24 protein-coding genes are annotated in these 25,488 nt (G+C 37.9%); 4 read left to right on the plus strand and 20 right to left on the minus strand.

The window, feature by feature from the left end; translation table 11 throughout:
- Position 1: 1 nt before the first annotated feature.
- Positions 2-331, minus strand: a complete 330-nt coding sequence (locus CUC15_RS19780; RefSeq protein WP_242985909.1) for a YqzG/YhdC family protein — start codon at positions 329-331, stop codon at positions 2-4.
- A 62-nt stretch (positions 332-393) separates the two neighbouring features.
- Between CUC15_RS19780 and CUC15_RS19785 the strand changes: the two genes are divergently transcribed.
- On the plus strand, positions 394-975 hold the full coding sequence (locus tag CUC15_RS19785; RefSeq protein WP_114918301.1) for a histidine phosphatase family protein: 582 nt from the start codon (positions 394-396) through the stop codon (positions 973-975).
- A 391-nt stretch (positions 976-1,366) separates the two neighbouring features.
- Here the strand turns inward: CUC15_RS19785 and CUC15_RS19790 are convergent, their stop codons facing one another.
- The 10 genes from CUC15_RS19790 to CUC15_RS19835 form a co-directional block, all read right to left on the minus strand.
- Positions 1,367-2,152, minus strand: coding sequence for an inositol monophosphatase family protein (locus CUC15_RS19790; protein ID WP_114918302.1), 786 nt, complete (start codon positions 2,150-2,152; stop codon positions 1,367-1,369).
- A gap of 200 nt (positions 2,153-2,352) precedes the next feature.
- Entirely contained in the window at positions 2,353-2,736 is a 384-nt protein-coding gene (locus CUC15_RS19795; RefSeq protein ID WP_114918303.1) for a hotdog family protein, read from the minus strand.
- A 263-nt stretch (positions 2,737-2,999) separates the two neighbouring features.
- Positions 3,000-4,715 carry an ABC transporter ATP-binding protein gene (locus CUC15_RS19800; RefSeq protein ID WP_114918304.1) on the minus strand — a complete coding sequence of 572 codons (1,716 nt, stop codon included), beginning with the start codon at positions 4,713-4,715 and terminating at the stop codon, positions 3,000-3,002.
- 820 nt (positions 4,716-5,535) lie between these two features.
- Positions 5,536-6,771 (minus strand): S1C family serine protease, encoded by a 1,236-nt coding sequence (locus CUC15_RS19805; RefSeq protein WP_114918305.1) that lies wholly within the window; start codon positions 6,769-6,771, stop codon positions 5,536-5,538.
- Positions 6,772-7,153: 382 nt separating this feature from the next.
- Positions 7,154-7,939, minus strand: coding sequence for an MBL fold metallo-hydrolase (locus tag CUC15_RS19810; RefSeq protein ID WP_114918306.1), 786 nt, complete (start codon positions 7,937-7,939; stop codon positions 7,154-7,156).
- A complete protein-coding gene (locus CUC15_RS19815; RefSeq protein WP_114918307.1) occupies positions 7,936-8,862 on the minus strand; it encodes a two-component system regulatory protein YycI in 927 nt (308 codons plus the stop codon). Before CUC15_RS19815 ends, CUC15_RS19810 begins: the two co-directional genes overlap by 4 nt.
- A 2-nt stretch (positions 8,863-8,864) precedes the next feature.
- Positions 8,865-10,211 carry a YycH family regulatory protein gene (locus tag CUC15_RS19820; RefSeq protein ID WP_114918308.1) on the minus strand — a complete coding sequence of 449 codons (1,347 nt, stop codon included), beginning with the start codon at positions 10,209-10,211 and terminating at the stop codon, positions 8,865-8,867.
- Positions 10,208-12,034 carry a cell wall metabolism sensor histidine kinase WalK gene (gene walK, locus CUC15_RS19825; RefSeq protein ID WP_114918309.1) on the minus strand — a complete coding sequence of 609 codons (1,827 nt, stop codon included), beginning with the start codon at positions 12,032-12,034 and terminating at the stop codon, positions 10,208-10,210. The genes CUC15_RS19820 and walK overlap by 4 nt, the downstream gene beginning before the upstream one ends.
- A 5-nt stretch (positions 12,035-12,039) precedes the next feature.
- Complete coding sequence (gene yycF, locus CUC15_RS19830) at positions 12,040-12,741, minus strand: response regulator YycF (RefSeq protein WP_114918310.1); 702 nt, start codon at positions 12,739-12,741, stop codon at positions 12,040-12,042.
- 456 nt (positions 12,742-13,197) lie between these two features.
- Positions 13,198-14,667 carry a M23 family metallopeptidase gene (locus CUC15_RS19835; protein ID WP_114918311.1) on the minus strand — a complete coding sequence of 490 codons (1,470 nt, stop codon included), beginning with the start codon at positions 14,665-14,667 and terminating at the stop codon, positions 13,198-13,200.
- Positions 14,668-14,988: 321 nt separating this feature from the next.
- Between CUC15_RS19835 and cdaS the strand changes: the two genes are divergently transcribed.
- Positions 14,989-15,579, plus strand: coding sequence for a sporulation-specific diadenylate cyclase CdaS (gene cdaS, locus CUC15_RS19840; RefSeq protein ID WP_114918528.1), 591 nt, complete (start codon positions 14,989-14,991; stop codon positions 15,577-15,579).
- A gap of 191 nt (positions 15,580-15,770) precedes the next feature.
- Here cdaS and dnaB read toward each other — a convergent pair whose 3' ends face one another.
- The 4 genes from dnaB to CUC15_RS19860 form a co-directional block, all read right to left on the minus strand.
- Positions 15,771-17,138: a replicative DNA helicase gene (gene dnaB / locus CUC15_RS19845; protein WP_114918312.1), complete on the minus strand. Its 1,368-nt coding sequence runs from the start codon at positions 17,136-17,138 to the stop codon at positions 15,771-15,773.
- A 167-nt stretch (positions 17,139-17,305) separates the two neighbouring features.
- On the minus strand, positions 17,306-17,749 hold the full coding sequence (gene rplI / locus CUC15_RS19850; RefSeq protein WP_114918313.1) for a 50S ribosomal protein L9: 444 nt from the start codon (positions 17,747-17,749) through the stop codon (positions 17,306-17,308).
- Positions 17,746-19,719: a DHH family phosphoesterase gene (locus tag CUC15_RS19855; RefSeq protein WP_114918529.1), complete on the minus strand. Its 1,974-nt coding sequence runs from the start codon at positions 19,717-19,719 to the stop codon at positions 17,746-17,748. The genes rplI and CUC15_RS19855 overlap by 4 nt, the downstream gene beginning before the upstream one ends.
- A 39-nt stretch (positions 19,720-19,758) precedes the next feature.
- Positions 19,759-20,694, minus strand: a complete 936-nt coding sequence (locus tag CUC15_RS19860; RefSeq protein WP_114918314.1) for a YybS family protein — start codon at positions 20,692-20,694, stop codon at positions 19,759-19,761.
- A gap of 263 nt (positions 20,695-20,957) precedes the next feature.
- On the opposite strand from CUC15_RS19860, the gene CUC15_RS19865 reads away from it, so the two are divergent.
- Positions 20,958-21,446, plus strand: a complete 489-nt coding sequence (locus CUC15_RS19865) for a hypothetical protein (protein ID WP_114918315.1) — start codon at positions 20,958-20,960, stop codon at positions 21,444-21,446.
- A gap of 134 nt (positions 21,447-21,580) precedes the next feature.
- Here the strand turns inward: CUC15_RS19865 and rpsR are convergent, their stop codons facing one another.
- The 5 genes from rpsR to CUC15_RS19890 form a co-directional block, all read right to left on the minus strand.
- Complete coding sequence (gene rpsR, locus CUC15_RS19870; protein WP_114918316.1) at positions 21,581-21,814, minus strand: 30S ribosomal protein S18; 234 nt, start codon at positions 21,812-21,814, stop codon at positions 21,581-21,583.
- 43 nt (positions 21,815-21,857) lie between these two features.
- A complete protein-coding gene (gene ssb / locus CUC15_RS19875) occupies positions 21,858-22,382 on the minus strand; it encodes a single-stranded DNA-binding protein (RefSeq protein ID WP_114918317.1) in 525 nt (174 codons plus the stop codon).
- Positions 22,383-22,397: 15 nt separating this feature from the next.
- Positions 22,398-22,688, minus strand: a complete 291-nt coding sequence (rpsF, locus tag CUC15_RS19880) for a 30S ribosomal protein S6 (protein WP_114918318.1) — start codon at positions 22,686-22,688, stop codon at positions 22,398-22,400.
- A 196-nt stretch (positions 22,689-22,884) separates the two neighbouring features.
- Positions 22,885-23,985, minus strand: coding sequence for a redox-regulated ATPase YchF (gene ychF / locus CUC15_RS19885; RefSeq protein WP_114918319.1), 1,101 nt, complete (start codon positions 23,983-23,985; stop codon positions 22,885-22,887).
- Between the two features lie 208 nt (positions 23,986-24,193).
- Positions 24,194-24,394: a DUF951 domain-containing protein gene (locus CUC15_RS19890; RefSeq protein ID WP_114918320.1), complete on the minus strand. Its 201-nt coding sequence runs from the start codon at positions 24,392-24,394 to the stop codon at positions 24,194-24,196.
- Between the two features lie 336 nt (positions 24,395-24,730).
- On the opposite strand from CUC15_RS19890, the gene CUC15_RS19895 reads away from it, so the two are divergent.
- Positions 24,731-25,480: a HEAT repeat domain-containing protein gene (locus tag CUC15_RS19895; protein ID WP_114918321.1), complete on the plus strand. Its 750-nt coding sequence runs from the start codon at positions 24,731-24,733 to the stop codon at positions 25,478-25,480.
- The last annotated feature ends 8 nt before the right edge of the window (positions 25,481-25,488 follow it).

The raw sequence follows: 25,488 nt of genomic DNA on the forward strand, positions 1-25,488 counted from the left end.
GCTATCGATCCGTTTCCTTATAGGTAACCTTGATGACTTCTTCTGTTTTTGAATTATAGGAGATATCGATAAACACACCGAATTCCTTGTCTTTGCCTTTAAGCCATAATTTGAACTTTTCGACTGACGTGTCGCCTTTAGTTTCTTTGCCAATATGAAGATAGTCAATGATTTGTGCATCTGGATATTTTGCTCTTGTTTCTTCCATTGCCACTCGGCCCCATTTTGCATAGGAAGGAATCGTTATTTCAGCATTTACATTATTGCCGATTGAAGCAAAATAACTTAACGGCAGGGAGAGAGCAATCATCAAAATCAATTTTTTCATCATTAGATAACCTCCTTTTCTATAGGATGTGTCAAATGAAGAAATATTATTAAGGAGCGGGAAAAATGACGACGATATGTTTAATCAGACATGGAGAAACAGACTGGAATGCGCTTGGAAAAATTCAAGGGAAAACAGATATCCCTTTAAATGATACGGGAAGAAAACAGGCTGAGGAATGTGGTGCATACTTAAATGCAGCCGATTACGATATTTTAGTTTCCAGCCCAATGAAACGTGCAAGGGAAACAGCAGAAATCATTAACAGCTATTTAAACCTGCCGATGATTGAAATGGCTGATTTCGCAGAGCGAGCATTTGGTGAGGGCGAAGGGTTGACATTGGAAGTAAGAATGGAGAAATATCCAGATGGAAATTATCCGAATCAAGAAGAAAGAGAAGACTTTAACAATCGGGTAATGACTGGAATTAAAAAGGTTTGTGATGCATATCCAGATAAGCGCGTGCTGCTTGTTGCTCATGGCGCAGTGATTGGTATGATTTTATCGAACTTATCAAACGGCGAAATTGGCTCTGGAAAAACGAAACTCATGAACGCATGTATCAGTAACATCCATTTTCAAAAAGAGCAGTGGGAGATTAAGGATTATAATCAGGTGAGGCATTTATCTAGGTTTGGTGAGTAGGGGGAAACTTTTTTGGATAATAGGTAAAATAATAGAAACGTGAACTCATCGCTATCTAATTTACCAATCACTGGATTAATCGCATGTGTCATCGCTTTTATTGTTGGCTATTTTCTTATGAACAAAGAGGTTGGATATCTACTCAATTTTATCGCTATTATATATTTGCCTTATCTTGTTATTTGGCTGATATATAAAATCATTTATAATAAACGACATTCTCAATGATTAATGATGTAAATTCAAAAGCAACAAGAAAAAAAGCCCTTTTCCTTACTTTCCCTCGGAAAAAAAATGTAATGATGTTTTGTTTGCAGAAAGGGATACTGTTTATTAAACAGAACAACATTCATTGGCAGTTTTCCACTGCCAATGAATGTTTGGCCTGCAATCAGGATTCATAACTTTTCATAATCGATGCAATATCATCATAACATCCAGGGTTAGCCAGAATATAGTCGCCGCCAACTAAATAATCTACTGGGCTGCCATCGAATTTGCTCATTTTAAGCCCTAATTCTTTTGCGAAAATAACTTGTGCTGCTAAATCCCATGGACCTGAGTCAGAGTTAACGAAAGCTGCAAATTTCCCATGAAATACATGAATCGAATCAATTCCGCCACAGCCCATATACCGTATATCAAAGCACTGATTTACAAGCTCGGTGAAAGTGGTCTTACTATGCCATCTGCGAATATCACAGGAAACTAATCCATCTGCTAATGAAATAGGGCTAGGAGCCTCTATCTTTTCACCATTTAAAAAAGCTCCCTTACTTTCAATCGCGTGGTACAAATCATCATTCATTACATCGTAAATATATCCAAGCTTACCTACATTATTTTCATAATAAGCGATCAGCACACAAAAATGATCCATCTGTTTCAGGAAGTTTGTAGTCCCATCAATTGGATCAATAATCCATACATGGTCAGGCGATCTTGTTTGCACTGGCTGATCTGTTTCTTCACCAATAATTTCATGGCTTGGATAGTGCTCCATAATCTTCGCTCGAATCCTTGCTTCCACTTCTTTATCAATATTAGAAACTAGATCACGACGACTAGACTTTGTTTCAATTGTTAGCTTCGTTGATAATGATTGTTGAATAAAAGGAATAATTTCTTTAAACCACTGCTTTACTTGCATATCGATTTCTATTAAGCTACGATCCAATTTGATTCCCCCCAAACAATAAATTTCCTCTACGAATATCTGTATCCAAGTTAATACTATGGTACCTACAGAAATTTTTCAACTTTTCCCATTAAATTTCATTTCCCGGGGAATATCGACAAATTTCTTGCCTTTTAAAGAATGAGTCGATTGATTTTAAATCAACACCTACTATGTGATGGTCCAATCCATTTCCTTCCTCAACTAACTAATATTACTCCCGCAAAACTGCCGCTCAATACTTGTTTCATATTCTGATTTTTGCATAGGAATTTCGCTAAAATGGATATTCTACTATCATCTTGTTTTTCAAACTTCTCGATTGTTACTTCACACCGTATTGTATCTCCTGTAAAAACTGATCTAAAAAACTCAAAATTCATCTTACGAGCTAGTACATTGTTATCTCCACCAATTTTTGTTGGTAATGTAGCAGTTAATAATCCTTGTATTACAAGTCTTCCCTGTTCGTCAGGAGTTACATGGTGAGAGCCTTCATCACCTGAAACCTTAATAAACAAATCAACATCCTCTGCGGTGAAAGTCCGTTCAAATGTAATAATATCGCCTACTTTTAAAGGCATTTTTGCTTCCTCCTCGATTTAGATGTGACTATACTGAAATTCTGTTATTCCATATAAGAATTAAAATGATTATTTTACATGGTTAATCTAACAATAAGTCCCAATAAGATTATAATTTCTGCCTCGCATCACTTATTATGGAAGTTTAGATTTATCAATTTTCAGAACATACTAACAGGTTATTAACAATTTGTTGATAACCTTCCGTTTTAAAAGAAAGGGGATTTCTTAGTTAATTCTAACTTAGAAATCCCCTTCATTTATTAATTCATCTGCACATTATGCAAATTCGCGAATATTCCATTATGCTCTATAAGCTCTTCATGACTTCCTTCTTCTTCAATTCCATTCTTCGTGACGACCATAATCCGATCTGCATTCTTAATCGTAGCAAGACGATGCGCAATCACAAGCGTTGTCCGATCCTTCGCAAGCTCATTCAATGCCTTTTGAATAATCATCTCAGTCTCGGTATCAAGTGCAGATGTTGCCTCATCTAAAATTAAGATAGGCGGATTTTTTAAGAACATCCGTGCAATCGCAATCCGCTGCTTTTGCCCACCAGACAACTTCAAGCCGCGCTCCCCAACCTGGGTCGCGTAACCATCCGGTAATTCGCGAATAAATTCTTCCATATGGGCACGGCGCGCTGCAAGTTCGATTTCTTCGTTCGTTGCATCAAGCTTTCCATACGCAATATTCTCACGGAGTGTTCCTGTAAATAAGAATACATCCTGCTGAACAACGCCGATTTGCTTCCGCAATGATTCCTTCGTCATATCCCGGATATCCATGCCATCAATTGTAATGCTTCCGGAATTTACATCATAGAAGCGAGGAATAAGCGACGATATCGTTGTTTTCCCAGCCCCGGATGGACCAACAAATGCAATCGTTTCTCCTGCACGGATTGTAAAGCTTAATTTGTTTAATACAGGGGCATGTTCCTTTTCGTATCCAAAGGTAACATCCTGGAAGGAAATATCACCTCTAAGATTGCTCACTTGCACAGCATTCTCCCTGTCCTTCACATCTGGTTCAACATCAAGCAGCTCGGTAAATCGCTTAAATCCAGCCATTCCCTTTGGATACATTTCCAGCAATGCCGTTATTTTATTGATTGGGTTGAACAGGACATTTACAAATAGAATAAAACTTACAAGTTCCCCGTAAGACATGCTTCCTTGGAATGTTAACCAAGCGCCCGCTACAAGAACAAGCAAAGTAATTAAGCGCATGAGTAAATATATATTGGAATGAACAATTGCCATTACCCGATATGCACCGACCTTGGCCTTTTTGAAACTATTGTTATTCTCGGAAAAACGTCCCATCTCAAATGCTTCATTCGTAAACGATTGTACAACACGCACACCCGAAACTGCATCCTCAACATGGGCATTGACCCCGGCAATATCCTCATACATTCTCTTCCATGATTTATTCATCCTTACATTACCAAAGGAAATAAGGAAAATAAGAATTGGTATGGCTACCAAAATGATTAATGCAAGCTGTGGATTAATCGTAAACATGATGAAAAACGCACCAAGGAAGGTCATGATCGAAATAAAGAAATCCTCAGGACCATGATGTGCCAGCTCACCTAAATCAAATAAGTCATTTGTAATCCGGCTCATGATATGTCCAGTTTTCACGTTATCGAAAAAGCGAAACGATTGCTTCTGTACATGATTAAATAACTCTTGGCGCATATCTGTTTCAATATTTACTCCTAGCTTATGACCGATATATGTAACGACATACTGCAAATACGTGCTTAATATATAAATGAATAATAGCAATACCGCAACCGTTACAATGATATTCCAATCTTCGCCAGGCAATAGTTTATCGATAAACCATTGGACTGCAACAGGAAATGCGAGCTCAAGCAAGGCAACAAAAAGTGCTGCTGTAAAATCTACTATAAATAGTCGCCGATGTGGCTTATAGTAAGAGAAAAAACGACGTATCACATATTCACATCCTTTATTTTGTATGGTATATAAATTATAAGGTTAAACTTTTTGTTTAGCAATAATTGGGCATATTGCCTCCCGAGTGGTTAACTAATCCATAAGAACTAGAAATTAACAACATTAATGAAAAACCTGTTGATAAGTCGTGGATAACGATTAAAATAGTCTGAATAACCTAAGTTATCCACATTTTTATCAACATATCCACAATTTGCTGTCGCTATATTGTTACCGAACATCTTTTCCCTACTATATATTGATAATATCTACAGATTTATTAACAGCGTGTGCATAACCTGTGTTTATAAAAATGTCTTGCTGCTGCTTATCCATACCTTCGTATCGATTGTGTTAGTTTTTAGATAAACTTCGAACTAGCTTAGTGGATAGCTTGCTCTCTGGCCAGTCGCTCCAGAAATACACTTCGCTATCCGCGGAGCTGGTGAGCCTCTTTGTGCTGGCGCACTTCAGAGTCTCACCTAGGCTCTTCTTCCCGCAGGACAAGGAAGGCTTCGGCAGCATTGCATCGCACGAAGAAAATTGCTCTTTATTTTCGAGGAGTCTTCGTGTATTTCTTCCGCTAGGGATGGGACTGAATCTAGAGACTAAGAATTACTCACCCACTAACCTATGGTCGGTTTATTTTAGCGAAGGAATAAAGACTCTTATGAATAGCAACAACTGTCCAGAAATTACAATTTCCATTAGCTCGCGCTTAATATCACCTAAAACCTAAATCTATTGCAACGTCCTATCATAGAGCAGCTCACACAAAGAAACAGGAGGCTTTCTCGTCAGAGAGAGCCTCCTGTTTCTATTATTGTTGTGATCCAAGTTGTAATGTCGTTTCAATTCTCTCGCCATTACGGTAGTACACAACACTTACTTCTTCGCCTATTTCTTTATCCTGGTAAAGCACTTTTCTTAAGTCAATCATATCTTTGACAGGATTGCCGTCAAGATCTGTGATTACATCAAATCGCTGCAATCCTGCTTGATCGGCTGGAGATAATGGTTCGACACTCCATACATAGACCCCGCCATCAACTTCTTGTGGCAGTTTTAATGTGTTTTTCCATTCAGCTTGTGGTACTTCCTCAAGCGAGTAAATCTCAACACCGATATATGGACGTACTACTTCACCTGTCGCCTCTAACTCTTCGATAATCGGCAGTGCACTATCAATTGGAATAGAGAAGCCAATCCCTTCGACTGCCTCTTGATTAATTTTCATTGAATTAATCCCAATTAATTGACCAGAAATATTGATTAATGCTCCACCACTATTACCTGGATTAATTGCAGCATCGGTTTGGATTACCTCTGCTTGCCAATCCGCGCGGCCATCCCGATTATAGTCCTGTGGCACCGTTCGTTCGGTTCCACTTATGACACCTTGCGTGACTGAACCAGAGAATGCAAGCCCTAATGGATTCCCAATCGCAATGACAGGCTCACCGACCTTTACATTTGCGCTCGAGCCTATTTCAATTACCTTCTCTACCGCTGCACCATCCATCCTTAACACAGCCAAATCAGAAAATAAATCACTGCCAATGATTTCTGCTCCAATATGCGTGTCATTGGATAATACGACTTCAACAGAATCTGCGCCTTCAATTACATGGTGGTTTGTGACAACATATGCGACGCCATCCGTATTTTTATAAATAACGCCTGACCCTGTTCCAGCCTCAACACTTTCCTGTTGCTCCCAGAAATCTGTTGTGCTTTGAATATTCGTCACTCCAACAACGGCGGGCGATACTTCCTCGACCATTTCCGTTATTTGTGTCGACACATCAACCGTTACAGCTCGAGGGATTGCCCCAGAGTTTTTATTATTCTTCCCAGATTCAATCGTAGCCTCATTTGTTCCGTTATCTGTTGGAAAGTTTTCCTGTACAATATCAGAAGTCATGATTGATGGCACTACTTCCCCAACTAATAAAATTCCAATGATAATTCCTAGCAATAATGGAATTAACCACCCGCCCTTTTTTCTGCGCTTGCTTGATGGATTCGGTGGATAGCCTTGATCATAATATCCCATGAATTAACCCCTTATCCGAGTTGAATTTAATTTCCTATTGTTATAGTATTTCCCCGCAGCTGAAAAATATAAATGGAATAAAAGCGCAAGCGCCCGTTTAGCGACGTACGGACTGCGCCCCACAGGACGTGGGGTGGTTCGACGTTGCCACAGGAAGTGGCGACCTTAGTTGAACTTCTCCTTGTGAGATAAAGGAAACACGATGAGCGAAAGCGAATCGATGTTGACTTATCGTACGGAGGTGAGGGAAGTCTCGCTAGTCGTTTGGCGCTTGAGCTGGACATGGCCTCACCTGTCATGGAAATTGAAATAGGGAAATAATTATACTTTCTATTCTTAGAAAAATAATCAAAGGTAGTTGGCTAGCCATTCAATGTGCTAATTAAATAACTTCATACAATGCAGTAGGTTCTTTAGGATCTGTATCAAATAAATCTATCCCAATCCCTCGTTCTTTAAGCACTCCGTCTACAGACAAACGCGCAAGGTCCTTCATATTATTATCCAAGCTTAAATGCGCTAAATAAATCCGTTTTGTTCGATTGCTAATAATCTCAGAAAGGGCTAATCCAGAATCCTCATTCGATACATGCCCTGAATCTCCTAGAATTCTGCGTTTGACACTCCAAGGATAACGCCCCATTCTGAGCATCTCTACATCATGGTTCGCTTCAAAAATATACGCATCTGCATCTTCTACTGTTTTCTTAATACGTTCTGATACATAACCTAGATCTGTGACAAGTGCGACCTTCTTCCCGCTATGTCTAAACGTATAGAACATTGGCTCAGCAGCATCATGCGAGACACCAAATGATTCAATTTCCATATCGCCAAAGCTTTTTACTTCTTCCATTCCAAACACAAATTTCTGATCTAATGTAAGCTTTCCGATGGAATTCTCCATCGCCTTCCATGTCCTCTCATTAGCATAGATTGGCAGATTGTACTTTCTCGCGATAATTCCTAATCCTTTTATGTGATCACTATGCTCATGGGTTACGAGAATCCCAGAAAGTGTTGATGGATCTACATGAATCTTACTGAATAAATTATCCATTTGCTTCCCGCTTAATCCCGCATCAACAAGAAATCGCTCCTCGTCTGATTCAATATAAAATGCGTTTCCTGTACTCCCAGATGCTAAAACACTAAAACGTAATGTCATTCTGTTTCACTCCGATTGTCTATCTCTAACTTATTTATTACTTCTAAAAATGAATGTTTTACTTCACTCTCACTATCCAATGCTGCGATCTTCTTCTCATCAGAAGTTATCGTTGAATGCAAGAATTCTATCTCATTAGCCGGGGATGCAAGTCCTTCAATTGCATTCACGAAATAATTTCTTTCCTCATTTACGGTTACTTTCCATGTTGGTGCAATGACTTGATTTCCTTCTGTTAACAGTCTTGCATAATAGCCTAGCACAACGTCGCCTGTTACTTCCTCATCCGCATTTAAGTAACTCCGACTATATAGCGCCTTGATTGACTGCAGTGGTGGAATTAACGTTTGCAATTCCCCTTGCGGCTCCGGTTCACCAAGCATGGTTTGTGTCAAATGAGTTATCTCATTTGATTCGTTCAAGAAGGCTAATGCTACTGCATTTTGATTAAAGTAAACCGGTCGATCCTTAATTTCCTGGAAAAAGATAAGCACATTTAAATCCTTATTCCAGCCCCAATACATATATTGCTCAGGAAATAAAAGGTAGCTTTCTACAAGTTCACTGATATTATCCTTTGAAGCACTTTCTGTAATAGGAATTGGGTCTTCAAGTTGTGAAACAAGGAAGTAATTATCAATTACCTCTGTGCTGACACCCTGCTTTGCCATTAAAGGTTCGACGTCTTCCTTCGTCAATAACCTTTGAGAGACTGAAATATAGGATTCCTTTTCAATTCCCCCGGTTTCTAGTTTAGGAATGGTAATATTCTCAGCCTTTAGCTGCTCTTCAAAGCTTAGTTCCCGATTATCTAATATGCCATTGTCAGCCTCTTCTTGCTTTTGCACAAATTGCACAAGCAAATAAATATCAAGAATGAGGAAACTGAGGATAAATAACGTTTTTATATGACCCCACTGCATCCTCAATTCCCTCCCTTTAGCAGCTGCTCTTCTGTAAAACTAATTTCATTCCATTGGCCATTTTCTTGCTTAAACCAGGCCGGAACTAATTCAATAACCATATCGTTCACATTATTTTCACTTATACTATTTTCATTATAATGATAAATCAGCCTGTATCCAAGGCGAATATCCTGGATATTTTCCAAATTATAGTTCGGATTATCCGTTAAATATGCAACTAAATTCTGCCCTGACATCAAATCTGCTGCACTGCCGCCTAACGGATTATTCAACCGGAAAAGTGGCCGGGAATATTCATTAAGCTGCAGATTAATCCACTTTTGATCAATATACGATAGATTTAACGCATTATAAATCGGATATCCTTCACGATACATCTGGTATCTAACAGAGTTTTCTTTCCCGTTAATATCCATTAGGTTGTATTCATCTGTCCAGCCAGAATGACTATTAATATGTGTAATACTATTCGTTAGTATGTCTTTCGTTGTCTGGTCGTCTTGGACAGAGTCCTCTGAATATGGATTAACATACTTCATTCTTCCACTGTCCGCGTATACATGCATGCCACTCTTTGAATCTGTATAATACGTATCCCCAGTTTCAGACGAATACGATTGGCTTACAAGCGATGGATCCCGGAAGAGAACCTCTATTAATTGATTAGGAACATCAATTAATTCATACGTAAAGGACTGCTTTCTCAAATTTCTCGCATCCTTTGGAATATAGATAGGTTCTCTTGTTTGTTCCAATGCGATATACTCTTGAAGAAGCTCTTCATCATCAGATTGGAAGTACTTCCAGAGCAATTCATAATAACTGGCATCATTGATTACTGCTGTTGCCTCATTTCTGCCATCAATCGATAATATTTCAACGTTTAATGACTTCGTTTCAGAATCAAATGTTACATACATTCGATCGAAAGACCAGTTTGGCAAAACAATAGTAGAATCAGAAATAGTCAGTAGGATGTTCAGTATTTCCATTGGGAGTTCCGTAGGAAAAATAATTTCCACCTCATATTGGTTCGGTGTTCTCCCGCTTACTAAATTTGTTTGAAAGTTCGTAATAGACCACTCTTGCATCTGTTCAAATAACCCTTCTGTCTCATTTGGATCAGAAAATCCATAATGACGATCATCCATGTGAAAGACAATTTCCCTCGGTTCAATCACGCTTTTCTTCGTTTCATTGTCTCTTCCACCAATATCGACAGCTTCATTTGAGGGCTCCTCGTTTAATGCCAGATCTGGCTGGTAACTCCATAAACCAAAAGTTAGCAGCAAGCTAATTCCAATCAATACAATTAATACTAATGATTTCGCTGTTTCCATTTTCATCGATTATACCCCCGCTTCTGATTCATAAGCGGCAGTGTAAAGATAATCGTTGTTCCTTGGCCTTCTTTACTTTTCGCCCAGATTTTACCATGATGCGCCTCTACCAGCTCTTTTGTGATTGCTAGTCCCAAGCCTGTTCCGCCAAGCTTCCTCGACCTCGCTCGGTCTGCACGATAAAAGCGTTCAAATATCTTCTCGAGTTTGTCATAGGCAATTCCCAATCCTTCATCCCGAATACTTACTTGAAGAAAATGACGTCTGTTCTCAACTTTTAACTGGATTTTCCCACCCTCTGGTGAATACTTAATCGCATTAGAAATAATATTATCGAGTACTTGAGTCATCTTATCCTTATCAATCCAAACATTAAATCTTCCTTTTGGTAATTCACGAATAAGCTCGATATGTTCTGGAATATGCATTTCAAATCGATCAATCACCTGATGGAAATACCGATTGAAATCTGTACGTTCCTTATGCAGCGGGTACTCCTCGGCATCCATCTTAGAAAGCTGCAGAAGGTCATTTACCATACGAATCATTCGATCTGTTTCATTTTGTGCGACTTCAAGGAATCTAGGTGCAATGTTTTTATCCTGCCATGCGCCATCTGTTAGTGCCTCAATATAGCTTTTCATTGTGGTTAATGGTGTCCGGAGCTCATGCGATACATTTGAAACAAAATCACGACGTTCTCGCTCAATCTTCTCTTGCTCGGTTACATCACTAATAACAGAAATGAACCCGGTAATTTCATCTTCATCATCTGAAACGGTTGAGAAGTTAGCACGGATTAAGTAAATTTCATCATCTTCACTAAAATCGAGAATCATCGAGCCACTATCCTGAAGTTCTGATATATCAACGATTTTTTCATCCAGCTGCAATATATCTAATATAGAATCCCCGATAAGATCATCTGGATTCTCTCCAATTAGCCTGCCAGCGGGTTCATTCATTAATGTAATGATTCCTTCTGTATCTGTGGCAATTACTCCATCCGACATATTGAAAAGTATCGAACTTAGCTTTCGCCGTTCCTCCTCAATGGTTGAATAAGAATGCTTCAGCCTGCTATTTAAATCATTAAATGCTTCGGATAATTGACCAATTTCATCTTTTCCAAAGACATTTACTTTTTGCGTAAAGTCACCTTTTGCCATTGTCTGCGCCTGTTCGCGCATCTCCATAATTGGTTTGGTAATTGTTCTGGCAACCAGGATTCCAATAAATGCAGATACACTTATTGCAAGTAATGACCCTTGTAAGAATATCTGATTTATATCTTGAAGTTGATCATACACCTGTTGAATCGGTGCTTCTACATAAATAACACCAGCTACAGTCTCATTCTTATATAATGGTACAGCTGCAACATATACACGATCATTTGCCGAATCCCTTTTTATCTCTTGATTTGGACTATTAAAGGCCAATACTTGTTGAATCATTTCAGAATTTACCTTTTTACCAATATCATTGATTAATTCCTGGTCATTCGTTCCCATCAGACTACTTTGAGTATTCGTGACTTGGATATTTATTAAATCATCTGTACTTATTTCTTCTACAATCTGTTGTACATCTTGCTCTATGGATGGAGTGGTTTCATCTTCGTTACGGTCCTCATTGAATGCTTGCTCCAGATTATACGTAAGCAATTTCAATCGGTCATTGACAGTCCCTTTAAAATTATCGACAAGATTTTCTTCTAATCCTGTGATAAAAAACGACCCAATAACCTGAACGGCAAGAAGCAACAATAGAATATAAATGATAATAAACTTTAATTGTATCGAACGAAAAAAACCAACTTTATTCATCACAACTACTCCTGATCAGGATTACGTAAATAATAACCTACCCCGCGTCGGGTAACGATCCACGTTGGGTTACTAGGGTTCTCCTCAATTTTTTCTCGGAGCCTTCTGACCGTTACGTCAACTGTTCTAACATCCCCGAAATAATCATAGCCCCATACGGTTTCAAGTAGATGCTCCCTTGTCATTACTTGTCCAATATGACGCGCCAAATAATGCATCAATTCAAATTCACGATGGGTTAATTCAATTTGAACCCCATCTCTAGAAACAACGTAGGCATCAGGATGTACGACAAGATTGCCGATAACAATATCCTTTGATTCCTTTGGTGCTTCTTCAGGTACCTGTTGTCTGCGTAAATTAGCCTTAACTCTAGCGATTAATTCGCGATTACTAAACGGCTTCGTTACGTAGTCATCTGCGCCTAGCTCAAGTCCTAGTACCTTATCAATTTCTGAGTCTTTCGCAGTTAACATGATAACTGGCATGCTCTGTGTCTTTCTTATTTCTCGAAGTACTTCATTGCCATCTTTATTCGGCAACATTATATCAAGTAGGACTAAATCAGGCTTCTCGCTTTCTGCTAGCTCGATTGCTTCATCGCCATCATATGCGCAGATTACCTGGTAGCCTTCTTTTTCTAGGTTGAATTTTAATATGTCTGCAATTGGTTGTTCATCATCTACTACTAGAATCTTTTGATTCATCATTAGCACATCCTTTTCATCCTAACCTAACTAGCTCTCGACCAACATCATGAGGTTAGTAGTCTACTGCAAGTTAGAGGTCCAATTCATTCCATTATTTGTTCTTATAGTAAAATTACAATATCATTTTTAATGAAAATTTAACGCAAGCTTAACCAAGGCTCCTATCTATTTTATCGCACTTTGAACAATATGTCTTTATTTTGGCAGATAAGATAGAAGAAATACCTTCTCACTTTGCATGTTTGTTGTTAGAGTGCGAACTCCTTAGGATGATAAGATCTCTCAGACCTGTCGCTCCGGAAATCTACTTTATAGCAACTAGTTCGCGGGTTTAAATCAAACTGGGAGATATCATTACTTACCTCTAGCTGCATCAGTGCATTTAATGGGTTAGTTACAGAAGGTTAAAAGGCTAACTCTATCAAAAGTTAGCCTTCCATAAAAGTGTTAATATTATTTTACGTAATTTAGCGGGTTTTGGAATACACCATTTTTATGCACTTCAAAATGCAAATGGATTCCTGTTGAGTTTCCTGTTGAACCCATGACACCAATTTTACTTCCCTTTTCAACCGTTTGACCAACGGATACGTCGATTGATGATAGATGTGCATATAATGTTTTTAAGCCGTTATTATGATTGATAACAATTTTATTACCAAAACTTCCATCAGCACCTGCTGATACGACGACACCATTGTCAGCCGCTAAAATGCTGCGGTTGCTAGGCCTAGCAATGTCTAGACCTTTATGCATGCTTCCCCAGCGCTCACCAACTTGGCTGGAAATATAGCCACCAACTGCTGGCCATGCCATCTTTCCTGTACCACGGGAGGGAATGACTTTCGTTCCCTTGATAATGACTTCCTTAACTGCCTCTTCGGTTTTCTTCTCTGTCTTTACCTCTTTTGCAGTCTGTTTCCCGTTCGTTTTTTCAATGGTATAAAGGACTTCCTTCTTACCGTCTTTACCTTCTTGCTTGACCTCTTCATCGCCCTTATATAAATCGTCTGATTCGATTATCTCTGTCTTATATGGAATTGTTTCTTCAACTAATTCTTCTTCCGTTACAATCACATTAACAAATGGCTCCAATGCCGTAACATTAATTTCTTGCCCGATGCGTAATAATGATTCAGCTGTTAGGTCCGAATTCAATTTTAGTAAGTCTTTTGTTGATAGATCATAATTGCTTGCTATTTTCCCTAGCACTTCGCCTTCTTTAACTTTATGAACCTTTTCCTCAAGGGTTCCTTTTTCAAGTAATGCTACCCCTTGTTCTTCGGTTAAAACTTCAGCAGGAACCACTTGCTTGGATTCAAGTGTAACATCATCAGATAACACAGCATCGCGAATATGCTTCTCACCAATTGCTAATTTACTTTCTGTTTGCTTCTCAGCATTTGTATCTGAATCCTTGCTGTCCGCTTTAGCAGCATCAATTTCTGCTAATACATCTTTCGGCACATACTTCGCTTTATAAGCATTTACTACCGCATCTACTGCTTCCTCATTCTCAAAATAACCAACCGTTCTATCCGCTATTTTAAGTTCGACAGCATTCGCTACAATGGCAGTATTCTCATCTAATAGACTCGTTACTTCTTCATTATTATAGGTTGGATCAAATACCTTCTCCGATATGTAATCTACCTTCTCATCAATTGTTAAATCTAAATTAGTATACTTTTCTGCGTTTGTAGCTATTTTTTCTTCTATATGCTGCTCAACAATCTCCTGTTGATCGACTTTGCCAATATGCTCACCATCTAGGTAAACATGATATACGGTCTTTAAAGTATCCTCTGCACTTGCAGTCGTTACCATTAATCCAAACCCGAGAAAAGCTGTTACCGCGATTTTTTTTATGAAACGTAATTTATTTCTTTTTTGAATTTTAGCCTTTATATTTTGCTTAACCATTAATGTTGTTCTCCTTTAATACTATGTATAATCCTCTATTAATCTACCATAGAGAATATATATTAGAAATAGATTGTCGTAAATTGTAAATAAACTGTATCATTACTCCCAGATTTTTACTTTATTTAGACAATTCCTTATTTTGGATGATACGCTTGCTGGATTAACAGCCTGCTAATTGAGATAATTCGACTAAAATGATAAGCTTTAGTGAATATAATTCTTCTTTTAGGAAAACATATTTAAAGGATTACATATTATCGCGTTAATTAAGAATGGGGTGAGAAAGTGCCTGCAAATGAACCAGATTTATCTGTTTACATGGTCGATCAACTAAAAGATAATTTAACAAAGTTATCCGGGGAAATCGGTCACTTGATTCACACGCTCGGTACAAAAGAAAGCAGTGTCTTACATGAATTTGATGAAATCCATCATTTATTTAATCGAGTTCAAGTAAGCACGGCTTCTTATTATTTAAAATCCTATTTAGCATCATTCACCGATCAATTTGAAGTTCTTTCAAAGGCAATTCAGCATCTTTCTGAACGTAATCATGGTGCATTGATTGCCATTCAAAGGAATGATTCTCTTGATGCACATATTCACTCTGGTGTACCCATCCATGCAGAACTAACTGCACCTTTACTAGAAGCTATTTTTTACACCGGAAATCCTTTGCATGATGGTGCAGTATTAATCAGTAAAAATAAAATTATCTCAGCTGCCAATGTTCTCCCGCTGTCACGAAAGGGCAATGAAAAAAAACTAGGAACTCGGCATCGAGCTGCACTTGGACTTTCGGAGAAAACAGATGCATTAGTGCTTGTCGTTTCTGAGGAGACTGGGAGGGCAGCCTTCGCACTGGAAGGGAATTTACTTCCAATCAGAACAAATGGGTTATCATCCTAATTATTTGAGAAAAAAACAGCGCAAGCACCCGTTTAACCACGTACGGTGGTGAGGGGAGTCTCGCCAGGAGTACTAGTGCATGAACGGAATGTGGCTTCTCTTTCATATGAATGGTAAGAGGAAAATTTATTTTACTTCCTTATCTGCCAAAAGAAAAAACAGCCTCCCTTAACAAATGAGGGGCTGCTATTCTATGCAAACACTGGTGGAATATCACTATTCTCATAGCGATGATCCAAGTCAACGAACTTATTATATTCCTTAACGAAGGCAAGCTCAACCGTACCAGTTGGACCGTTACGCTGTTTGGAAATAATAATCTCGATAATATTTTGTTTTTCTGATTCTTTATCATAGTAATCATCACGGTATAGGAATCCGACGATATCCGCGTCCTGCTCAATACTTCCAGACTCACGAATATCAGACATCATTGGTCGCTTATCCTGTCTGGATTCAACACCACGGGAAAGCTGTGAAAGGGCGATGAGTGGAACCTTTAATTCACGGGCAAGTGCCTTTAGTGCACGAGAAATTTCAGAAACCTCCTGTTGGCGGTTTTCCTTTGAATTTGCACTTCCTTGAATCAGCTGCAGATAATCAATCATGATCATACCTAGTCCATGCTCCTGCTTCAATCGTCTGCACTTAGAGCGTATCTCGGTGACACGAACCCCTGGGGAATCATCGATATAGATTCCCGCATTCGATAAGGAGCCCATTGCCATCGTTAATTTACTCCAATCATCTGCCTGTAATTGCCCATTACGCAGACGCTGTGCATCAATGTTTCCCTCTGCACAGAGCATCCGCTGTACAAGCTGCTCCGCACCCATCTCCAAACTAAATATTGCTACGTTTTGGTCGGTATTTACTGCTACGTTCTGTGCAATATTAAGTGCAAAAGCGGTTTTACCAACGGAAGGACGGGCGGCGATAATGATGAGGTCGTTTGGCTGGAAACCAGAAGTAATTTTATCCAGGTCTCGGAATCCAGTTGGAACACCTGTAACATCACCGGTTTGCTGATGAAGCTGTTCAATATTATCATAAACATCAATTAAGACATCTTTAATATTTTTAAATGCCCCTGTATTTTTACGACCAGACACTTCAAGAATATTCTTCTCTGCATCATTTAATACATCTTCAATTTCATCTTCTTTTTCAAAGCCTGAAGTTACAATATCAGTTGCTGTTCGAATAAGCCTGCGCAGTACAGATTTCTCCTCGACAATTTTGCAGTAATATTCAATATTAGCAGCAGTCGGCACACTTTCGGCAACTTGTGTCAAATAAACGACACCGCCAACCTCGTCAATTTGCTTTACGTCATTCAAATAAGAAGTTACTGTTACGATGTCAATTGGTTCTCCTAAGTCTGAAAGCTTCATCATTGCAGCGAAAATACGTTGATGTCCTGCACGATAAAAGTCTTCCGGCAATAAAATTTCAGATGCTGTGGAGAATGCTGATGGTTCTAAAAATATCGCACCAATCACAGATTGCTCCGCTTCTAGATTATGTGGTGGTGTACGATCAGTCCACGATTGGCTCATTACCTTTCCTCCTTAACCTACTCTATATTCAGTAGCTAGCATGAATCTCTAGCCTTTATTATGATAGATATCTTCGTTGCTTGCGTATAATTCAATCGAGAACGGAAGAAATCGGCTTGAAAGCCGATTTCATTCCATCATCATGTAAAATTTTTCTTTAAAATAAATTATTCTGCTACATGGACCTTAATTGAACCAGATACCTCTGGATGCAGTTTGATAGGAACAGTCGTATAACCAAGTGCTCTAATTGGTTCCCCTAGTTCAATTTTTCGTTTATCAACTTTATAGCCATGTTCCTTCTCTAAAACTTCTGCAATTTGCTTGCTTGTAATTGAACCGAATAAGCGACCACCGTCACCAGCCTTTGCCTTTATTTCAACGGTAAGATCTGCTAGCTTATCCTTTAGGTTTATTGCTTCTTCTTTCTCCTTTTGTTCCTCTTGCGCATCTTTACGTTTTTGTGCATCTAATATTTTCATATTGCCTGGTGTCGCTTCCTCGGCAATTTTATTTTTTAATAGGTAGTTTCGTGCGTAGCCATCCGATACGTTTTTAACTTCGCCTTTTTTACCTTTACCTTTAACATCTTTTAGAAAAATTACTCTCATTCCGAATCTCTCCCTTCAAAATATTCATGCAGAATGTCCCTTAGTAGTGCTTCTGCCTCTTCTATCGTTGTACCCTCTATTTGTGTAGCAGCATTGGTTAAATGTCCGCCACCATTCATTTTCTCCATAATCACTTGGACATTTACATCACCAAGTGACCTGGCACTTATTCCTATTTTACCATCATCACGCTCAGATATGACAAATGATGCAGTTATACCACTCAATGTTAATAAGGTATCTGCTGTTTGCGCAAGCAGCACGGGTCCGTAGGCTACTCCAGAATCTGCTTTTGCAATGGCAATAGAGTCCCGATAAATTACTGCATGCTCTATTAATTTACTGCGTTTCACATAAATATCTAAATCGACCTTTAAGAATTGCTGCACAAGCACAGTGTCCGCGCCCTTTGCACGGAGGTATGAAGCTGCGTCAAATGTTCGAGAACCCGTCCGCAATGTAAAGCTCTTCGTATCAACGATAATTCCCGCTAATAACGCAGTAGCCTCCAGCATTTTTAGCTTCGCATGATTCGGCTGGTATTCTAGAAGCTCTGTTACTAATTCAGCGGTTGATGAAGCATATGGCTCCATATAAACAAGTGTCGGATTATCTACAAAATCTTCTCCGCGACGATGGTGATCGATGACAACCTTATACTCCGTCTGATTCAGCAGATTGGCGTCCGCAACCATTGATGGCTTATGTGTATCGACAACAACGAGCAAGCTTCGGCTCGTTATTATATTTTCAGCTTCTTCTGGCTCAATAAAATGACTCCAAATCTCTTCATCGCCTTTAAGTGCTTTTATGAGACGATACACGCCTATGTCTACATCATTTGAATCAAATACAATATAAGCATCAACATTATTACTCTTAGCGATATTCAATATCCCAATCGCCGCACCAACGGAATCCATGTCAGGGGAACGATGCCCCATAATAATCACATTTTTGCTAGCCTTCACTAGCTCCTGTAACGCATGGGAAATAACGCGAGCACGTACCCTCGTGCGTTTTTCCATTGGGTTTGTTTTTCCACCATAGAAACGAACTTTACCAACATCATCCTTAATAACCACTTGGTCTCCACCACGTCCAAGAGCTAAATCCAGACTCGATTGTGCAAGCTCACCTAGTGCCGGAAGCGAAGTATCGCCTAGTCCTACACCAATACTTAATGTTATCGGATTATTTTGTTCCGTAATTAATTCACGCACATCATCCAGCACATCAAAGCGAACATTTTCAAGCTGCGCTAAGATTTCCTTTGTTCCCACAGCTAAAAACCGTTCCTGTGAGGTTCGTTTTAAATAGAGACCATAATGATTCGACCATTTATTTAATACAGAAGTAACCTGTGAGTTTAATTGGCTCTTCGCCGTATCATCCATGTTTTGCGTGATTTCCTCATAGTTGTCTAAGAATATAATAGCTAAAACCGTTTGTTGATTGTGGAATAATGTCTCCAACTCGATTTGCTCCGAACGGTCAAGCAGATATAGTAAACGCTCTTCCTTCTTAATAATCGTTAAAAATTTCGAGTTGTTCACTTCTATTACAATTTCAGGCTTGTTTTCCTTTATCATAGGAATCAATACTTCTGAAAGAATATTTAACGACTGACCGACGATGGAATCATCATCATCGCTAAATTTGTTTAAATATGGATTTGCCCACTCAATCTTATAATCCTCATTATATAATATAATTCCTAATGGCATTTCTAATAATGCTTCATCGCCAACCTTTTTAATTCGGTGGGAAATGGTAGAAATATATTCCTCTGTTTCTTCAAGCAACTTTCTTTCCCTATAAAAGGTATAGTACAGAGAAGCAGCTACAAGTACAGTCATAATTAACCCTATTTTCCATTGAAAATACCATGTAACACATAGTAATACAACTGCAAGTATATATACTGCCCATAGGTGACTACTGAATAGCTTCTTCTGATAATCAGGCATTTCCATCAGCTCCTCTTCCTTACGTCCACCTTGTCCAAACTAATTCTTTTTCGTAAGGCGATCTCTTAATTTAAAGCCTATATCAATTATACCTAAGATCCTTACAAATGAAAGTAGAATTGTAGGGATAAATAATGTAAAAAGTACAGCTAGAATTGGTATTATGATTGGCAATCGTTTATGATGTGCGAAAAAGAAAATAAAGGAAAATCCCTGGATTATCATCAATGTACCTGTAACTAGTGACGCATTCTGTATTATTACAAATAGCGTACTCGCAGGATCTGTTTCGATAATAGATAATACTAATACAATCATGTAAATCCATAATAAGGCTGATGGAAATTGCACTGTACGGAATGGTGGAAATCGTAATTTTTTCTTATAAAATTTATTAATAAATTTATGACCAATCCATTGAACAATGAAAGCCAGAATAAAAGCAAGAAAAATTACAAACGCAGGTAGTAAATCAGATAGATAATTCATTTGCATCTGGATTAATTCTTCTACTTCCTCTGTTTGTTGCTCCTGCAAGCCAAATTGTTCGATTAGATTACTGCTCATCGTCATGGATTCTTCCACCATTTCATTCATATCTTCCACAAAGTTTACATCGAGGGCAACCTGTGTAAATACAAATGAAAATAGCAAACCAATAATAAACCCAAATGTACCTCGTGCTAGGGTTTCATAAGCAGATAAATTTTTATAAATAGCATTTCCAATCATAATCCCGCCTAATCCCATTAACACAACTGTTGGCAGAGACAATATCGTTGTAAAAATAACTGCTAACAAAATGGCTACCACAAACATTAATAAGGTTGGTTTCCAATCATATTTAGCAGAGTAGAGAATAAACGGGATTGGCAATAGAATGGAAAATATCGGGATAAATATAGATAGAAGCATGATTACCATAAAAACCGCTAATAATAGTGCTCCTTCTGTTATCTTTTTTGACTTATTCATTAATGCACCTCTCCAATTAGATTCAAAGATTCGTTCCTGTAAAAAAGTTTCGCTTGGCGCGCGACCAAGCATATTCTTCTATGATAACACGGTTTTTAGAGAAAAGCGTGTCAGATAATGTAGAAGAAGTATTTCCCAGGTAATAATTTGTCGACGATTGGAAAGGTATGGAATCATCCGTCAATTTCCCCGTCGTCAATCAAGGCTTTTTTCTTGAGCTTCTATTATAATAGGAAGAAGTATATGAATAAGGATGAAAAAGAATGACCTTTTGGAAAATATTTTTAAATAGTATCAAATTACCTAATAAAGATGCAATGTTTAAGCTTAATCGAGTGGGAATGGATTTTGCATTATTTTACATGTTTATACTTTTATTTATTGTATCCATTCCAGCACTAATTGAGAGAATTACGAATCCCACTGGAATCGGTGGAGAGATGAATCTTATTTTCATTGTCATTTATTTCTTTATTTTTTATTATTTGCCAATGACTCTTATCGTATTAGGTTGCATCTCCTTCGTTGCATATATCGGCAGATTTATTGCAAGGCTGATGCAGCGGAAATTACGCTATGCGATTATTTGGAAGTTAATTTCCTTTACAACAACGATTCCCTTACTAGTGTATACCGTCATATCGTTTGTTTATTCCGTTAGCAGTATTTTTTTATTACTAGCTCTGATTTATAGTATTAGTTTGCTGATTATCATGATTTCTATCTATCCGAAGCGCAGGATACGTCCTTAGCTTCCATATATTATAGCTAGATGATCAATACGACTATCTTTTCCATTAACAGAGTAAGTTAGTAGATAAGTATAGGAGTGAATTAAAAAAACCTCTAAACCAAGCATATTGCCTAGTCTAGAGGTTTCTTTATATTACTCAGCTACGAATGGTAATAATGCCATTACGCGAGCACGCTTGATTGCTACTGTAAGTTTACGTTGATATTTTGCAGATGTTCCAGTTACACGACGAGGAAGAATTTTTCCACGTTCTGAAATGAAACGTCTTAGTAAATCAACATCTTTATAGTCAATGTGCGTAATACCGTTTGCTGTAAAGTAACATACTTTACGACGTTTAGCACGTCCACGACGAACTCCTGCCATTGATACCCCTCCTTTTGATGTTTAAGGATGTTCGGACATCCTTTTAGAATGGTAAATCATCATCTGATATATCGATAGGCGCACCATTATTTTTAAATGGGTCCTCAAAATTATTGTTTTGATTCTGGTTTTGTTGATATTGGTTTTGGTTTTGGTTTTGATTTTGATTTTGATTCTGATTTTGGTACTGATTCTGATTTTGCCCGTATCCTGAAGTATTTTGTCCTCTGTCCCCTGAAGAAGCAGAACCTTTTGATTCCAAAAATTGCACACTATCAGCAACAATCTCTGTTACATACACAGTTTTACCATCTTGACCTTCATAGCTACGTGTTTGAACACGGCCATCGACACCAATCAAATTACCTTTTTTCATATAATTTGCCAGGTTCTCAGCTGGTCTACGCCAAACAACACAATTAATAAAGTCTGCTTCACGGTTTCCTTCCTGATTAGAGAAAGGACGATTCACTGCAATATTAAAGTTAGCAACTGCAACTCCAGTCGGTGTATAACGTAAATCAGGATCCCTCGTTAACCTGCCAACAAGTACGACACGATTTAACATCAGAACCACTCCTTATTATTGTTCATCTACTCGAATTGCAATATGACGAATAATATCTTCAGAGAACTTAGCTAGGCGATCAAATTCATTTACTGATTTCTCATCACCGCTGAAGTTAATGATTACATAATATCCATCACGGTAGTCATTGATTTCATAAGCAAGACGTTTCTTGCCTTTTTCGTCAACTTTTTCAATCTCCGCACCGTTATCAGTAAGAATACCGTTAAAACGCTCAATCAAAGCAGTTTTAGCTTCCTCTTCAATGTCTGGGCGGATGATGTACATGATTTCGTATTTTCTCATCCGTTACACCTCCTTTTGGTCTTAGCGGCTCTTATTTGTTGGACGTTTATCACGGTCCTTAATAAGAGCAAGGAATAAAATTAATTACTCACAATAAGTTATTATACCAAATAACTTGTTAGAAATCAAGCATTCGAGAGATCCTTTTTCGTTATACAAATAGAGTTAGTGAAAGTTGCTTTTCTAGCTGTTCCTTTTAAACATTAAAACGGAAATGAATAACATCGCCATCTTTAACAATATACTCTTTTCCTTCTAAACGAACCTTCCCTTTTTCACGAGCATGTGCCATCGTTCCTGCATCCAATAGGTCATCATAGGAAACCGTTTCGGCACGAATAAATCCACGCTCAAAATCCGTATGAATAATTCCTGCTGCTTGTGGCGCTTTAATGCCTTTTTTAAATGTCCATGCACGTACTTCTTGCTCACCCGCTGTAAAATAAGTAGCCAAACCTAAGAGATTATAGGAAGCTTTGATAAGTTTATCTAAGCCAGACTCAGCAATTCCTAAGTCTTCTAAGAACATTGCCTTTTCTTCGGGCTCTAATTCAGATATTTCCTCTTCGATTCGTGCACAAACAACAATAACCTCAGCATTTTCTTTTGCAGCATAATCTTTTACTTTTTGAATGTTTTCATTGGAATCGTGATCAGCAACCTCTTCCTCGGCCACGTTTGCCACATATAATGTTGGTTTGCTCGTTAATAAATGCAGCCCTTTGACAGTCTTCCACTGATCTTCTGTGAATTCCAAAGATCGTACGGGCTTTTCCTCTTCCAGGCCTGCTTTAATCTTTTCAAGGACATCAAATTCCTGTACCGCATCTTTATCCTTCTGTCTCGCAAGCTTTTCAACTCGCTGGTAACGTTTGTTTACCGTTTCTAAGTCAGCTAAGATTAGCTCAAGATTGATGATTTCAATATCATCAATAGGGTCAATTTTTCCTGAAACGTGCGTAATGTTTGGATCAACAAAACAACGCACCACCTGGCAAATTGCATCTACTTGGCGAATATGAGAAAGAAACTGGTTTCCTAGTCCTTCTCCCTTACTCGCACCCTCAACAATACCTGCAATATCGGTAAATTCAAATGCAGTTGGTACAGTTTTCTTCGGTTTTACTAATTCTGTTAATTTATCTAAACGGTCGTCTGGAACTTCTACAATTCCTACATTCGGATCAATGGTAGCAAATGGATAGTTTGCTGCTTCTGCTCCAGCCTGTGTAATTGCATTAAATAGCGTGGATTTTCCAACGTTTGGAAGTCCAACAATTCCTGCTGTCAATGCCATGTGAACTTTCACTCCTTAAGGATTCTTTCATCTGAACGCGTTCGTTAGTCTAATTATAGTTACTACTATAAAAAAAGACAAATACATAAAAAGCAAAAATAGGTAGTGAAACGATACCTATTTTTGCTCTGTATCCTATCATAATATCATTGTCTGCTTCTATTTTATCATTTTGGAGCACTTATAGTCTATATTTATTAATTTTTAACTATTTTTCTTCTGCTCTTTCAAGCACCTTTTTCATCTTTTTCCCAAAATCTCTTCTCGGTATCATTACACTATGATCGCAGCCTTGGCATTTTATGCGAATATCCATTCCCATACGGATGATTTTCCATCGATTTTCTCCACATGGATGAGGCTTCTTCATCTGAACGATATCATTTAATCCGAATACTTTTTCTTCCATCGATGTTTCTCCTTTTTAACTCTTATTATAGCTGAAAATAGAATTACATGCTTCTTCATTTTAAACTATTTGACTAAGATTGTTACAATTAAAACCCCAAACAGATATATACTTGATCTTACAGGAGATGTTCTTCCAATGAACAAACGTTGCAAATAGTGATATACAAAAAGAACGAATCATTAAAAAACCACCTATTATTAAGAATGTGTTTAATAATCCTGTTAAAAATCGAAAAACAAAACAAAACAAATGTTCCACAATTAAAATGACAATTTTTGGATGAAATCCTTATAGATTATCAGTGTGGACCGATTGATAAATGGAGGAGAGTAAATGAAAAGTTCTGATTCTCGGTTAAAGGGCCGTGGAAAGATTGTATTTGAAGATTTACATCTCTATAACGGTTACACAAAAATGGAACTAATAGAATTGATTAAATCTAAGGAAGCATATAAAAGAACGATAGCTGTAAAATTACTATCAGAGAAAAGTGATTTGAGCGATGATCTGATGCATTTGTTTCTTAATACTCTTGCACAAGAAAAAAAACTTTATACTAAGATCGAATTGTGTGATGCTCTCTCAAAGGGTGGCAGGGAGTCTGCTAAGGTTATGGTCGAATATTTAGGTAAGATAGGCAATAATCAGCATAAAGTATTACCTACTGATGGTTTCAATAAGAATAGCTATCCCTTGCCGAGAGACATTATTGCAAGAACTTTAGCTCATATGGATGAGGAAATTCTACCAATATTATTGTATGTACTAAAAGCAAACAATCCCTTTGAGATTCAAGAAGGGATTGATGCAATAGGGTTTATTTGTTTTAACCGTAAAATACATCGTCATTCTCAAATTATTGATGCACTTATACAATGTTTAAAGGACCATTACAATGATGAGATTATCCGTTGGAAATTGGTCAGGTCCTTTGAAAGTTTTAACGACATCAATATGATTAAAATTCTTCAGCACATCGAACAAGAGGATATTCAACCGATAATAAGAATTGAAGCTAAGCGATCACTAAGCATTATTAATAACCGTACGAAAGGCTGGAAAAATGACTTATCAAGTGTATAAGTCATTTT

This window comes from Oceanobacillus zhaokaii, assembly GCF_003352005.1.
GTDB classification, from domain to species: Bacteria; Bacillota; Bacilli; order Bacillales; family Amphibacillaceae; genus Oceanobacillus; species Oceanobacillus zhaokaii.

What these genes read in the sequence shown, in the direction of transcription:
- CUC15_RS19855 (WP_114918529.1), bottom strand. Translation starts at nt 19,719, where the DNA reads ATGCCTGATTATCAGAAGAAGCTATTCAGTAGTCACCTATGGGCAGTA.
- rpsF (WP_114918318.1), bottom strand. Translation starts at nt 22,688, where the DNA reads ATGAGAAAATACGAAATCATGTACATCATCCGCCCAGACATTGAAGAG.
- CUC15_RS19795 (WP_114918303.1), bottom strand. Translation starts at nt 2,736, where the DNA reads ATGCCTTTAAAAGTAGGCGATATTATTACATTTGAACGGACTTTCACC.
- ssb (WP_114918317.1), bottom strand. Translation starts at nt 22,382, where the DNA reads ATGTTAAATCGTGTCGTACTTGTTGGCAGGTTAACGAGGGATCCTGAT.
- CUC15_RS19860 (WP_114918314.1), bottom strand. Translation starts at nt 20,694, where the DNA reads ATGAATAAGTCAAAAAAGATAACAGAAGGAGCACTATTATTAGCGGTT.
- yycF (WP_114918310.1), bottom strand. Translation starts at nt 12,741, where the DNA reads ATGAATCAAAAGATTCTAGTAGTAGATGATGAACAACCAATTGCAGAC.
- CUC15_RS19780 (WP_242985909.1), bottom strand. Translation starts at nt 331, where the DNA reads ATGATGAAAAAATTGATTTTGATGATTGCTCTCTCCCTGCCGTTAAGT.
- CUC15_RS19895 (WP_114918321.1), top strand. Translation starts at nt 24,731, where the DNA reads ATGAAAAGTTCTGATTCTCGGTTAAAGGGCCGTGGAAAGATTGTATTT.
- dnaB (WP_114918312.1), bottom strand. Translation starts at nt 17,138, where the DNA reads ATGAGCCAATCGTGGACTGATCGTACACCACCACATAATCTAGAAGCG.
- CUC15_RS19805 (WP_114918305.1), bottom strand. Translation starts at nt 6,771, where the DNA reads ATGGGATATTATGATCAAGGCTATCCACCGAATCCATCAAGCAAGCGC.
- CUC15_RS19890 (WP_114918320.1), bottom strand. Translation starts at nt 24,394, where the DNA reads ATGGAAGAAAAAGTATTCGGATTAAATGATATCGTTCAGATGAAGAAG.
- cdaS (WP_114918528.1), top strand. Translation starts at nt 14,989, where the DNA reads ATGGTCGATCAACTAAAAGATAATTTAACAAAGTTATCCGGGGAAATC.
- walK (WP_114918309.1), bottom strand. Translation starts at nt 12,034, where the DNA reads ATGAATAAAGTTGGTTTTTTTCGTTCGATACAATTAAAGTTTATTATC.
- CUC15_RS19815 (WP_114918307.1), bottom strand. Translation starts at nt 8,862, where the DNA reads ATGCAGTGGGGTCATATAAAAACGTTATTTATCCTCAGTTTCCTCATT.
- CUC15_RS19835 (WP_114918311.1), bottom strand. Translation starts at nt 14,667, where the DNA reads ATGGTTAAGCAAAATATAAAGGCTAAAATTCAAAAAAGAAATAAATTA.
- CUC15_RS19785 (WP_114918301.1), top strand. Translation starts at nt 394, where the DNA reads ATGACGACGATATGTTTAATCAGACATGGAGAAACAGACTGGAATGCG.
- rpsR (WP_114918316.1), bottom strand. Translation starts at nt 21,814, where the DNA reads ATGGCAGGAGTTCGTCGTGGACGTGCTAAACGTCGTAAAGTATGTTAC.
- CUC15_RS19865 (WP_114918315.1), top strand. Translation starts at nt 20,958, where the DNA reads ATGACCTTTTGGAAAATATTTTTAAATAGTATCAAATTACCTAATAAA.
- rplI (WP_114918313.1), bottom strand. Translation starts at nt 17,749, where the DNA reads ATGAGAGTAATTTTTCTAAAAGATGTTAAAGGTAAAGGTAAAAAAGGC.
- CUC15_RS19820 (WP_114918308.1), bottom strand. Translation starts at nt 10,211, where the DNA reads ATGAAAATGGAAACAGCGAAATCATTAGTATTAATTGTATTGATTGGA.
- ychF (WP_114918319.1), bottom strand. Translation starts at nt 23,985, where the DNA reads ATGGCATTGACAGCAGGAATTGTTGGACTTCCAAACGTTGGAAAATCC.
- CUC15_RS19810 (WP_114918306.1), bottom strand. Translation starts at nt 7,939, where the DNA reads ATGACATTACGTTTTAGTGTTTTAGCATCTGGGAGTACAGGAAACGCA.